Source organism: Xanthomonas sp. NCPPB 2922, assembly GCF_041520885.1.
Taxonomy (GTDB): Bacteria; Pseudomonadota; Gammaproteobacteria; order Xanthomonadales; family Xanthomonadaceae; genus Xanthomonas; species Xanthomonas campestris.
Genome location: NZ_JBGOFY010000002.1, coordinates 438607 through 450416, shown reverse-complemented (window position 1 = coordinate 450416; position 11810 = coordinate 438607). Strand labels below are relative to the sequence as shown.

The window sequence follows — 11810 nt, the reverse complement described above, 5'->3', positions numbered from 1 at the left end:
GCCGAATCACTGGGCGTGAGGTCGTTCGCCCATCGCCTGGGCGACGCACGACTGCTGCTTGCCGCCTGCGCACCTCTGCGTTGCTCAACAGCGCGACGCTCAACCGCCGCACCGGTATTTAGCGGGCCAGGTTTGCAGTGATTGCCGCCACCGCCTGCTCCGGGCTCAGCACTGCACTGTCGAGCAGCAGATGCGGCTGCGTCCACGCCGCGTAGTCATGCGCCAACACTGACGCCCATTCCGGCAATCGCAGGCCCGGCACCTCGCTCTGGCGTGTCTCCACCCGCTGCCGATGAAGGTCTTGGTCGCTGCAGATCACTTCGATCTCCAGCACGCGGCTACCGGCATGCGCGGCAACATCGCGCCAGGCCTGGCGCGTGACCGGCAAGGGATTCACGCAATCGGCGACCACCGGCAGGCCGTGGTGGAGATTGCTACGCGCCAGCGCATAAGCAACCAGGTAACCGGCCGCGCCGACGTCGCCGGCAAGCATGCCGCTGTCGCGCAACGCCTGCTCGATCGTATCGATGCGCAAGTACACCGCCCCGCACTGCGCCACCAACTTCTGCGCAATGGCGCTCTTGCCGACGCCAGGCAATCCACCGAACACCACCAACCAGGGCGACCATGCAGCGATCGCGCCTGCCGTCACGCTGGCCACAGCCCGCGAATGGCGGCGATGCCCTGCGCGCCGTGCGCGCGCGCTTCGCGCACATCCCCGGGCTGCATGCCGCCCAACGCATAGATCGGTAGCGAGACCTGCTCGCGCAAGGTCTCAAAGCCCTCCCAACCCAGTGGCGCGGCACCCGGGTGCGATGCGGTGGCCTGCACCGGCCCGAGCACGGCGAAATCGCAGCCCAGCCGCTGGGCATGGCGCAGGTCCTCCAGCCCGTGGCAGGAGGCGGCAACGGGCTGGTCGGCCGGCAATGGGCGCTCGGTCAATGTGGCCAGCTGCTCCGATCCCAGGTGCACGCCGATGCCGAGCTCGCTGGCCAGGCCGATGTCGCGATTGAGCAACCACTGCGCACGCTGACGCCCGCGCAACCCCATGACTTGATGCACGAGCGCGTGCCAGCGCGCAGGATCCACCGCCGGTGCGCGCAGCTGGATGCGGGCAATCCCTTGCTGCAGCGCCTGCTCCACGCCATCCAGCCACGCGGCATCGTTCTGCGGCTCCGGCGTGATCAGGTAGCGGTCCGGCTGGCGCAGCACCCCCACCACCGGCACATCGGCCGGCGGCATCGAATAGCGCGCCAGCTTGTCGGCGGCCACCCAGGTCATGGCCTGGCCCTCGCGCCCGCGCGGGCTGCCCTTCCATCCGGTGATCTCCCGCACTTCCAGCCGCAGCCGCTTGTCCGGGTACAGCTGCGGCACGTCCATCACCCACGCGCCCACGTGCGCATCGATGCCGAGTTCTTCATTGAGTTCGCGCACCAGCGCCTGTTCGGAGGTTTCGCCAGGCTCGCGCTTGCCGCCGGGAAACTCCCACAGGCCGGGCATGTCACGGGTTTCGGTACGGCGGGTCAGCAGGATGCGGCCGCGGGCGTCGGTGATCACGCCGGCAACGACGTGGATGGATCTGAGGGAATCGGGCATGGCGCAAGAGTGCCGCGAGTGAGCGGTTCAGCGCAATCGACTGGCGGCTCAAACCGAGAACGCCGTGCACCAGCTGCCATCTGCACTGGTCAACGCACAGCATTGGAACAATGAGGCCGGCAGCAACTGGCTCCGCAGTCCGCTCCAACCAATCCTCATTCCCCAATCCCGACTCCCCGCCCTACAGCGGATGCCCGATGCGCCAGAGCACGCCACTGGGGTCGTGCAGGGTGAAATCGCGCGCCCCCCAGGGGCGGTCTTCCGGCACGCTGCAGGTCACCTGAAAGTGCGTGATCAGTTCGCTGTCGTGCACGTGCTGCCACCACGCATCGGCATCATCCACCCACAGGTGCAGCATCAGGTTCTCGGCCAGCTCGCGCACGTAGAAGTCCTGCAGCAAGAACGCGCAATGCGCCCCATGCCGGAAGCAGGTCACGTGACCGACCTCGTCTTCCTGCAAAAAGCCCAACGCCCGATAGAACTGTTGCGAGACGGCGTAGTCGCGCGCAGGCACGAACACTTTCAGTTGCTGGCTGGACAGCAGCGCCATGACGCACTCCACGCGGGACGTAGGCTGAGCATACGCCCCGCACGGGCGCAGGCGGCGTAGCTCGCATGCAGCGGCGCTGTTGTTTCCGTGCGTGATGGAAAAGGGTGTAGCGGAACTGCCACGCCGAGACTCAACGGGAGAGCGCCCATCGAGCTCGTCAAACTCTCCTAGCGCCTACGCCGTGGTTGTCAGACAACCGCGGGGCTATGACGCAGGCCACGACTTGTAAGGAGGAGGTGCGCGATTTCGGCGAAGTAGCACACCTAGCCTTCGGCACTGCATGCCCTGCATCGGGCTCCAACGAATACCTCTGCGATCCCCCTTGGTTAGGGGGGCGAGAGAAAGGCGAGGGATCGGAAGCAAGGACCGTGCACCCAGCGTCCTGCGCGGACGTTGGGTGTGCAGCCCGCTTCACGGGCTGCACCACGGTTACCACAGGATCAGCTGAGCTGACCGTGGCAGTGCTTGTACTTCTTGCCGCTGCCGCAGGGGCAGGGATCGTTGCGGCCGACCTTGGGTTCGTCGCGGGTCACCTGCGAGACCGGTACCGGCGCGTTGCCGCCCTGCATCTGCTCCACTTCTTCGTCTGCACCGTAGCCGCCGGCATCCTGGTGCTGGAACTGCGAGGCCAGCAGGCGTGCTTCGGCCTGGCGACGCTCCTGCTCTTCCAGTTCGGCCACTTCTTCTTCGCTGCGGATGCGCACGCGCGCCAGCAGGTTGATCACCTCGCGCTTGACGTTCTCCAGCATCTCGGAGAACAGCTCGAAGGCTTCCTTCTTGTATTCCTGCTTGGGTTGCTTCTGCGCATAGCCGCGCAGATAGATGCCCTGGCGCAGGTAATCCATCTTGGCCAAATGCTCCTTCCAACCCTGGTCGAGCACGGTCAGCATCACGTGCTTTTCCAGCGCGCGCATGGTGTCTGCGCCCACGGCGGCTTCCTTCTCGGCGAAGTGCGCAGCCACCGCGGTCTGCACCTTGGCGGCGATCTGCTCGGCGTCCAGTTCTTCCTGGGTCTTGGCCAGTTCGCGCAGTGCCAGCGGCATGCCCAGTTCCGATTCCAGCGTGGCTTCCAGGCCCTGCAGGTCCCACTGCTCGTCCACCGAATTGGGCGGCACGAAGCGAGCGACCAGGTCGTAGATCACGTCGCCACGGATGCCGTCGACGTTGTCCTTCACCGACTCGGCATCCAGCAAGTCATCGCGCTGTGCGTAGATCACCTTGCGCTGGTCGTTGTTGACGTCGTCGAAATCCAGCAGGTTCTTGCGGATGTCGAAGTTGTGCGCTTCCACCTTGCGCTGCGCCTTTTCGATCTGCCGGCTGACCAGGCGATCTTCGATCACGTCGTCTTCCTTCATGCCCATCATGCGCATCGCCTTCTGGACCCAGTCCGAGGCGAAGATGCGCATCAGGTTGTCTTCCAGCGACAGGTAGAAGCGCGAGGAACCCGGGTCACCCTGGCGGCCGGCGCGGCCACGCAGCTGGTTGTCGATACGCCGCGATTCATGGCGCTCGGTACCGATGATGTGCAGGCCGCCGGCGGCCTTGACCGCCTCATGGCGGCGCTGCCAATCGGTCTTGATCTTGAAGCGGGCTTCTTCGGTCGCGTCTTCGCCCAAGGCGTGATATTCCGCTTCCAGCGAGCCACCGAGCACAATGTCGGTACCGCGACCGGCCATGTTGGTGGCGATGGTCACCGCGCCCGGCTGGCCGGCGTTGGCCACGATGGTCGCTTCGCGCTCATGCTGCTTGGCGTTGAGCACTTCGTGCTTCACGCCGGCCTTGCGCAGGTGCTCGGAGAGCATCTCGGAGGTTTCGATCGAGGTGGTACCCACCAGCACCGGCTGACCGCGCTTGGCGCAGTCTTCGATATCGGCCAGCACCGCATTGAACTTGCCCTTGCGGTTGAGGAACACCTGGTCCGGATGGTCCTTGCGCACGGTCGGGCGGTTGGTCGGAATCACCACCACTTCCAGGCCGTAGATGCTCTGGAATTCGTAGGCTTCGGTGTCGGCCGTACCGGTCATGCCGGACAGCTTCTTGTACATGCGGAACAGGTTCTGGAAGGTGATGCTGGCCAGCGTCTGGTTCTCGCGCTGCACCGGAACGCCTTCCTTGGCCTCGACTGCCTGATGCAGGCCATCGGACCAGCGACGCCCGGACAGGGTACGGCCGGTAAATTCGTCGACGATCACCACCTCGCCATCGCGCACGATGTAGTCCACATCGCGCTGATAGATCGCATGCGCACGCAGCGCGGCGTTGAGGTGATGCACCACGCTCAGGTTCTGCGCGGCATACAGGCCGTCGTCGGCGTTTTCCAGGATGCCGGCCTGCAGCAGCAGCTCTTCGGCGTGGCCCATGCCCGCCTCGGACAGATGCACCTGCTTGCCCTTCTCGTCGATCCAGTAATCGCCCTCGCCTTCTTCGCTTTCCTGCTTGGTCAGCTGCGGCACGATCCGATTGACGCGGATGTACAGCTCGGGCGATTCGTCGGCCGGGCCGGAAATGATCAGCGGGGTGCGCGCTTCGTCGATCAGGATCGAGTCGACTTCGTCGACGATCGCGTAATGCAGCTTGCGCTGGTAACGGTCGGCCCGCGACAGCGCCATGTTGTCGCGCAGGTAGTCGAAGCCGAATTCGTTATTGGTGCCGTAGGTGATGTCGGCAGCGTAGGCGGCGTGCTTGTCGCTATGCGGCATGCCCGGATACACCACGCCCACGCTCAGGCCCAGCCAGTTGTACAGCTTGCCCATCTGCGCGGCGTCGCGGCGCGCCAGGTAGTCGTTGACCGTCACCACGTGCACGCCCTGGCCTTCCAGTGCGTTGAGGTAGACCGGCAGCGTGGCCACCAGGGTCTTGCCTTCACCGGTGCGCATTTCGGCGATCTTGCCCAGGTGCAGCACCATGCCGCCGATCAGCTGCACGTCGTAGTGGCGCATGCCCAGCACGCGGCGGCTGGCCTCGCGGCAGACCGCAAAGGCTTCGGGAAGGATCTTGTCCAGGGACTCGCCGGCGGCAAGCCGCTGCTTGAACTCCGGAGTCTTGGCTTGCAGCTCGGCGTCGGAGAGCTTCTCGATCGTCGGCTCCAGCGCATTGATCTGGGTGACGAGGCGGTTGAGCTGGCGCAGCTGGCGTTCGTTACGACTGCCAAAGACACGGGTAAGCAGACTGTTGATCATTGAAGAAACCGGTTGAAAAGGAACGGTTTGACCGACGCCGGTCCCCACAGACCCGACCGCCGTAAACGAAACAGGGCGCACTGCGCCCTGTCGATGGCAACACCCTATTGTAGCTTGGGGCGGGGCTTCACGAATCAAGCACCGCCCGCTGCCGCCATCAGCCGCGCCCGCGGCGTCCCACCGGGGTGTTGGTATCGCCCAGGAACTTGCGCGGATTGACCACGCGGCCGTCGGCCCAGACCTCGAAGTGCACGTGCGCACCGGTCGAACGGCCGCTGGATCCGGCCTTGGCCACCTGCTGGCCCGCACGGACCAGATCGCCCACCTTCACCACCAGGCGCGAGTTGTGCGCGTAGCGGGTGACGTAGCCATTGCCGTGATCCACTTCCACCACGTTGCCGTAGCCGCCGCGCACGCCGGCATAGCTGACCACGCCATCGGCCACCGACATCACCGGATCGCCCACATTGGCGTGGAAGTCCACACCCTTGTGGAAGGCGGAGCCACCGTCGAACGGATCGGCGCGGCCACCGAAGCCGGAGGTGATGTAGGTGTTGCGGATCGGCATCCGCGACGGCACCGAATTCTGCTGCAGCTGATGATCGAACATCAGCGAGGCGAGCACGTTCAATTGCTGGCCGGAGGCGGAAAACTGCTGCTCCAGCTGCCCCAGATCCTGCTTGAGCGACTGCACCGGCATGTCGTTGACCGGCTCATCGCCGCCACCGACGCCGACCGGCTCGTCGAAGTCGAACTCGCCGTCCTTCAACTTGCCCATCTGGGTCAGGCGCTCGCCCAAGGCGTTGAGCCGGGTGGCTTGCGCCTGCAACTCGCCCAGGCGTGCCGCCAGGGCGTTGACCTGGGCCTGCGAAGCGCGCTGCGCCTGCGCAAGCTCCGTTTGCTGCTGCGCGACCTTGGCCTGCAGCGCGGAATTGGTCACCATGCCGGTGGCGGTGCTTGCACCGACGCCGATCAGCATGCCCAGGCCCAGTACCGCACCCAGCACCACCATCGGTCGATCCGCGGCAAAGCCCTGGAACTGTCGGGCCAACCGCTGGGCCCGGGTCTCGCGAGATTTGATTACGACTTTCTTTAACGCCATATGAGTGTCATGTCCAAGCCCAAGTCCAACGCACGCAGCCCATCCGTTCCGCAGCAAGCCGTCGAGGCCCTGCTCGGGGAAAAGGCTGGCGACCCTCTGCGCCGAGCGTTGTGGCTCGACGCGCTGGATCGGCAGTTGCGCCCCCTGTTACCGCCTCATCTCGCCACCCGTTGCCGGTTGGCCAATGTCCGAGGCGAACAGCTCGTTTTTCTGGTTGATTCGCCGGTCTGGCATGCCAAGGTGCGGCTTGCCGAAACCCAATTGCTCGATGCCGCCCGATCCATCGGACTGAAGGTCACCGCAGTGACCGTCAAGACGGCCTCTGCGCCGCTGCATTCCCCAACACAGCAACACCGCGACCGCCCACACACGCCGGTATCCGAGGCCACGCGTAACGGCTTGCGTGACGCACTTGCGTCCTTGCGCGACGTGCCATCGACCAACAAAAAGTGATGTCCATGCCGCTGCAAGCGGCTGCCGGTGCGTGAAGAAATTGCGAAGTACCGCACACGACCCGACGCATCCTAGCGGTCATGGACGCCGCAGGAGTTAGGGAAAGCTTAAATAAACGTTAAGAATGGACCGGAAATCCGACGCAGTTCACACTTCGCGGCCGTGCCAGGGAAATCCCTGACATCAGGCATAGACGGGGCTGGCGTAGGTCACCGGTGGCTGCTCGGTGCCTTCCGGGAAGCTGACCCATTCCCAGGCGGCCTGGTCCGCCAGCAGCGCACGCACCAGCTTGTTGTTGAGCGCGTGGCCGGATTTGAAGCCTTCGTAGGCACCCAGGATCGCGCCGCCAGCCAGATACAGGTCGCCGATGGCGTCGAGGATCTTGTGGCGGACGAATTCGTTGGTGTAGCGCAGGCCGTCCTCGTTGAGCACGCGGAACTCGTCCAGCACGATGGCGTTATCCATCGATCCGCCCAGGCCCAGGTTGCGCTCGCGCATGTACTCCAGGTCGCGCATGAACCCGAACGTGCGGGCGCGCGAAATTTCCTTGACGTAAGCGGAGGTGGAAAACTCGATCTCCTGGCGTGACTGCTTGGCCGGGATCATCGGGTGATTGAATTCGATGGTGAAACCGAGCTTGTAGCCCTCGTACGGCTCGAAGCGCGCGATCTTGTCGCCTTCGCGCACCTCCACCGGCTGCTTGATGCGGATGAAGCGCTTGGCCTTGTTCTGCTCCACGATGCCAGCCGACTGCAGCAGGAACACGAACGGGCCGGAGGAGCCATCCATGATCGGCAATTCAGCCGAGGACAGCTCCACGATGACGTTGTCCACGCCCAGGCCGGCCAGTGCCGACATCAGGTGCTCCACGGTCTGGATCTTGGCGCCGTTGCAGGTCAGCCCCGTGCACAGCGTGGTCTCGGTGACCAGCTCGGCATCGGCGGGAACTTCGATCACCGGCTCCAGATCGACGCGACGGAACACGATGCCGTGATCGACCGGTGCGGGGCGCAGGGTCATATAGACCTTGTCGCCGCTATGCAGGCCGACGCCGGTGGCACGGATGGTGTTCTTGAGAGTGCGTTGCTGGGTCATGGACGAAGTCTGTATGAGCAATGCAGACAGACGCTGAACCGGCTGTCTAATCGGGGGAGATTAGCCGAATCTTAACAAATCACGCGTGACGGAGACTGTAACCCACTAGTCATGCCCCTGCAAAAGCTGCCGGGTCGGCACCGACCCGGCAGAAAAGGACATGACAGGCGCCCCGGCGGGTGCCAGGGCATTGCCGCTGCGCCGAACCGCGCGCAGCGTGAGCGGTCAGTCGGCCTGGCGGCGCAGGAACGCCGGGATATCCAGGTAGTCGTTCGGCAGATCTGCGGCGGCCGGGGTGGACGCGCCAGCGTTGCTGCTGCCGGCCGAGTCGCTGCTCGGACGACGCAGGCCCAGGCCCATGCTGCCGCCGACGGCCTTGGACACCGCGTCGCCGCCGGTCTCGAAGTCGCCAAACTCCGGCTGGCCGGTGGTGGCATTGCGCACCAGCTTGATCGGCGCGCGCTGGTCCGGGCGCTGGGTCTGCCGCGCAACGGCACGGTTGAGGCCCGTGGCCACCACGGTGACGCGCACTTCGTCCTGCATGTCGGGATCGAGCACGGTGCCGACGACCACGGTCGCATCTTCGGAGGCGAACGCTTCGATGGTGCGGCCGATCTCGTCGAACTCGGCCATGGTGAAATCCGGGCCGGCGGTGATATTGACCAGGATGCCGTTGGCACCGGCCAGGTTGACGTCGTCCAGCAGCGGGTTCTGGATGGCGGCCTCGGCCGCGGCCTGCGCGCGGTCATCGCCACGTGCCGAACCGGTGCCCATCATGGCCAGCCCCATTTCCGACATCACGGTGCGCACGTCGGCGAAGTCGACGTTGATCAGGCCCGGACGCACGATCAGATCGGCGATGCCCTGCACGGCGCCCTGCAGCACGTCGTTGGCAGCGCGGAACGCCTGAATCATGGTTGCGTTGCGGCCCAGCACGGTGATCAGCTTTTCATTGGGGATGGTGATCAGCGAGTCGCAATGCTGGCTCAGTTCCTCGATGCCCTTCAGCGCGACCTGCATGCGGCGGCGGCCTTCGAACGGGAACGGCTTGGTAACCACGGCGACGGTCAGGATGCCCATCTCCTTGGCCAGCTGCGCGACCACCGGGGCGGCGCCGGTACCGGTACCGCCACCCATGCCGGCGGTGATGAACACCATGTCCGCGCCCTGCAGCGCATCCATGATGCGCTCGCGGTCTTCCAGCGCGGCCTGGCGGCCGACTTCTGGATTGGCGCCTGCGCCCAGGCCCTTGGTGACGTTGGTGCCCAACTGCAGCTGCAGCTTGGCGCCGCAGTTCTTGATCGCCTGCGAGTCGGTGTTGGCGGTGATGAATTCCACGCCATCGACGTTGGTGTTCACCATGTGCGCAACCGCGTTGCCACCACCGCCGCCGACGCCGACGACCTTGATCACCGCGTTGGGAGCCATCTTTTCGATCAGTTCAAAATGTGCCATGTCAGTGTCCTCTTGAGCCGGGATTGGGGAATGGGGAGTCGGGATTCGCAAAAGCGTTGGTCCCTGTCCACTCCGCACCACGGCGAGTGTTGTTGTTTGAAAGTCGGGATTCGTGTGCGGGGGGGGCCATAGATCCGCTACTGCGCTCTACGACTCACCTCACCTATTCCTCGACGCAATGCCTGCAAAAAAGTTTACCGCCTACCCGCTCGCCGCTCTCTACTTAATCTTGCTGCCACTCAGTTTTTTCTTTGCTCTTACCAATCCCAAATCCCGAATTCCCAATCCCTGCCACTCAGAATTCGCCGCGATACCAGTTCTTCAATTTCTTGAACAAGCTGCCGGCGCGCCCGGTCGGGATCGACGGTCGGCGCGGGTGTTCGATCTGGCTGCCCATCAGCAACAGGCCCACGCCGGAGGCGTGTACCGGGTTGCCCACCACTTCGCCAAGGCCGGTGACGTGTTGGGGAATACCCACGCGCACCGGCATCTGCAGCATTTCTTCGGCCAGCTCCACCACACCTTCCATCTTCGAGGCGCCGCCGGTGAGCACCATGCCGGCGCGCACCATTTCTTCGAAGCCGGAGCGACGCAGTTCGGCCTGTACCATCTCGAAAATTTCTTCGTAGCGGCCCTGCACCGCCTGCGCGAGTGCATGCCGCGGCATGCGACGCGGCGGGCGATCGCCCACCGATGGAACCTGGATGCTTTCTTCGGCGGTGGCCAGCTGCGCCAGCGCGCAGGCGTAGCGCACCTTGATCTGCTCGGCTTCCGGCGTCGGCGTGCGCAGCATGTGCGCGATGTCGTTGGTGACATGGTCGCCTGCGATCGGCAGCGACGCGGTGTGGCAGATCGCGCCTTGCACGTACACGGCCAGGTCAGTGGTGCCGGCGCCGATATCTACCAGCACCACGCCCAGCTCGCGCTCGTCGGCGGTCAGCACCGCGACCGAGGACGCCAGCGAGGACAGCACCAGATCGTCCACCTGCAAGCCGCACTTCTGCACGCACTTGGTGATGTTGGCCGCAGCTGACTGTGCGCACACCACCAGGTGCGCATGCACCTCCAGGCGCACGCCGGTCATGCCGACCGGGTTACGGATGCCTTCCTGCGAATCGTCCAGCACGTACTCGCGCGGAATTGCATGCAGGATGCGTTGATCGGCAGGAATGGCCACGGCCTTGGCGGCGTCGAGCACGCGCTCCAGATCGCTCCAGGTTACCTCGCCATCGCGGATCGGCACGATCCCGGGCGAGTTCTTGCACTGCACGTGGTTGCCGGAGATCGAAGCGTACACCGAGCGGATTTCGCAGCCGGCCATCAGCTCGGCTTCTTCGACCGCGCGCTGGATCGACTGCACGGTGGATTCGATATCCACCACCACGCCGCGCTTGAGGCCGCGCGACTCGTGCGAACCGATACCGATCACTTCGATCGGATTGCCGGGCGAGTACTCGCCGACCAGCGCGACCACCTTGGAGGTGCCGATGTCCAGTCCAACGATGAGGGATTTGTCGCCTTTGCGGTTCATGTCTTAAAGCCGGGATTCGAGATTCGGGATTCGGGATTGGAGAAGAGCGGTCTACGGTTGCGGGGCAATTCCAGAACAACCGTGTGGTGTGCGGTGGGTGTGGCCGGCGGCACCTTTTTCTTTGTTTCCGGCGCGCCCTCTTCCATTTGCCGTTCGACCGTAAAGCCGTTGGTGTAACGCAGGTCGGCGCGCGCGATCGGACGTTGTGGATCAGTCAGCTGCGGCAGTACCCGCGCGAACCGCTGCAGGCGTGCACGTGCATCGTCGCGACCGATCACGATCTGCACGCCGTTGCTCAAGCCCAGCGACCAACTGCCGCGCGCATCCATTTCCAGACGCTCCACATCCAGGCCGGTCGGCGCGAACAACGCGCGTGACTCGTTGTACAGCGCCACCACCTCCTGGGTCTTGGCATCCGGGCCACCGAGCTGCGGCAACTTGAAATCCTTCAGCAACGGCGGTGTGCGAAACAGCCGGCCCTGCTCGGACAACATGCGGTCGGTGCCCCAGCGAGCGAACGGCTTGTGTTCGACCACATGCACTTCCAGCACATCCGGCCAACGCTTGCGCACCTGCGCACTTTCCACCCACGGCAAGCGCGCGATGGCGTCCTGCGCGTCCTGCAGCTTCACTGCGAAGAATCCCGAGCGCGCATACGGCAACACCACCGCACGCAGCTCCTCGGCCGGCACCCGCTTGAAATCGCCGGAAACACGCAAGCGCGCCAACGGCCACCGCTCGGCGCCCACCCAACCATTGAGCACGGCCACCACCGGCAACGCGACCAGCGCCACCGCGATCAACCAGGCCAGAATGCGCAGAGTGGCGTTCATAGACGCGCTCCGCGCG

10 protein-coding genes are annotated in these 11810 nt (G+C 64.7%); 1 reads left to right on the top strand and 9 read right to left on the bottom strand.

Going from position 1 to position 11810, the window contains the following annotated elements:
• Window positions 1-118 precede the first annotated feature (118 nt).
• The 5 genes from ACD584_RS04540 to ACD584_RS04520 all read right to left on the bottom strand — a co-directional run bounded on the left by ACD584_RS04540 (window position 119) and on the right by ACD584_RS04520 (window position 6427).
• Window positions 119-652 (bottom strand): AAA family ATPase, encoded by a 534-nt coding sequence (locus ACD584_RS04540; protein ID WP_172666293.1) that lies wholly within the window; start codon window positions 650-652, stop codon window positions 119-121.
• Window positions 649-1596 carry a Nudix family hydrolase gene (locus tag ACD584_RS04535; RefSeq protein ID WP_076036389.1) on the bottom strand — a complete coding sequence of 316 codons (948 nt, stop codon included), beginning with the start codon at window positions 1594-1596 and terminating at the stop codon, window positions 649-651. The genes ACD584_RS04540 and ACD584_RS04535 overlap by 4 nt, the downstream gene beginning before the upstream one ends.
• Before the next feature lie 181 nt (window positions 1597-1777).
• A complete protein-coding gene (locus tag ACD584_RS04530) occupies window positions 1778-2146 on the bottom strand; it encodes a VOC family protein (RefSeq protein ID WP_042596881.1) in 369 nt (122 codons plus the stop codon).
• 440 nt (window positions 2147-2586) lie between these two features.
• Window positions 2587-5325 (bottom strand): preprotein translocase subunit SecA, encoded by a 2739-nt coding sequence (gene secA, locus ACD584_RS04525; protein ID WP_076036390.1) that lies wholly within the window; start codon window positions 5323-5325, stop codon window positions 2587-2589.
• Window positions 5326-5482: 157 nt separating this feature from the next.
• On the bottom strand, window positions 5483-6427 hold the full coding sequence (locus ACD584_RS04520) for a M23 family metallopeptidase (RefSeq protein ID WP_076036391.1): 945 nt from the start codon (window positions 6425-6427) through the stop codon (window positions 5483-5485).
• On the opposite strand from ACD584_RS04520, the gene ACD584_RS04515 reads away from it, so the two are divergent.
• Complete coding sequence (locus tag ACD584_RS04515; protein WP_011035968.1) at window positions 6428-6880, top strand: DUF721 domain-containing protein; 453 nt, start codon at window positions 6428-6430, stop codon at window positions 6878-6880. It begins immediately after the preceding gene.
• 183 nt (window positions 6881-7063) lie between these two features.
• On the opposite strand, the gene lpxC is transcribed toward ACD584_RS04515, so the two are convergent.
• The 4 genes from lpxC to ACD584_RS04495 form a co-directional block, all read right to left on the bottom strand.
• Complete coding sequence (gene lpxC, locus ACD584_RS04510) at window positions 7064-7975, bottom strand: UDP-3-O-acyl-N-acetylglucosamine deacetylase (RefSeq protein WP_076036392.1); 912 nt, start codon at window positions 7973-7975, stop codon at window positions 7064-7066.
• Between the two features lie 225 nt (window positions 7976-8200).
• The gene (ftsZ, locus tag ACD584_RS04505) at window positions 8201-9430 is read right to left on the bottom strand and encodes a cell division protein FtsZ (protein ID WP_011035966.1); all 1230 of its coding nucleotides are present in this window, start codon (window positions 9428-9430) and stop codon (window positions 8201-8203) included.
• A 295-nt stretch (window positions 9431-9725) separates the two neighbouring features.
• On the bottom strand, window positions 9726-10961 hold the full coding sequence (gene ftsA / locus ACD584_RS04500) for a cell division protein FtsA (protein ID WP_003485272.1): 1236 nt from the start codon (window positions 10959-10961) through the stop codon (window positions 9726-9728).
• Window positions 10958-11794 (bottom strand): cell division protein FtsQ/DivIB, encoded by an 837-nt coding sequence (locus tag ACD584_RS04495; RefSeq protein ID WP_076036393.1) that lies wholly within the window; start codon window positions 11792-11794, stop codon window positions 10958-10960. Before ACD584_RS04495 ends, ftsA begins: the two co-directional genes overlap by 4 nt.
• Window positions 11795-11810 lie beyond the last annotated feature (16 nt).

Coding starts and splice junctions, on each gene's coding strand:
- ACD584_RS04535 (WP_076036389.1), bottom strand. CDS start 1,596: ATGCCCGATTCCCTCAGATCCATCCACGTCGTTGCCGGCGTGATCACC.
- ACD584_RS04530 (WP_042596881.1), bottom strand. CDS start 2,146: ATGGCGCTGCTGTCCAGCCAGCAACTGAAAGTGTTCGTGCCTGCGCGC.
- secA (WP_076036390.1), bottom strand. CDS start 5,325: ATGATCAACAGTCTGCTTACCCGTGTCTTTGGCAGTCGTAACGAACGC.
- ACD584_RS04520 (WP_076036391.1), bottom strand. CDS start 6,427: ATGGCGTTAAAGAAAGTCGTAATCAAATCTCGCGAGACCCGGGCCCAG.
- ACD584_RS04515 (WP_011035968.1), top strand. CDS start 6,428: ATGAGTGTCATGTCCAAGCCCAAGTCCAACGCACGCAGCCCATCCGTT.
- lpxC (WP_076036392.1), bottom strand. CDS start 7,975: ATGACCCAGCAACGCACTCTCAAGAACACCATCCGTGCCACCGGCGTC.
- ftsZ (WP_011035966.1), bottom strand. CDS start 9,430: ATGGCACATTTTGAACTGATCGAAAAGATGGCTCCCAACGCGGTGATC.
- ftsA (WP_003485272.1), bottom strand. CDS start 10,961: ATGAACCGCAAAGGCGACAAATCCCTCATCGTTGGACTGGACATCGGC.
- ACD584_RS04495 (WP_076036393.1), bottom strand. CDS start 11,794: ATGAACGCCACTCTGCGCATTCTGGCCTGGTTGATCGCGGTGGCGCTG.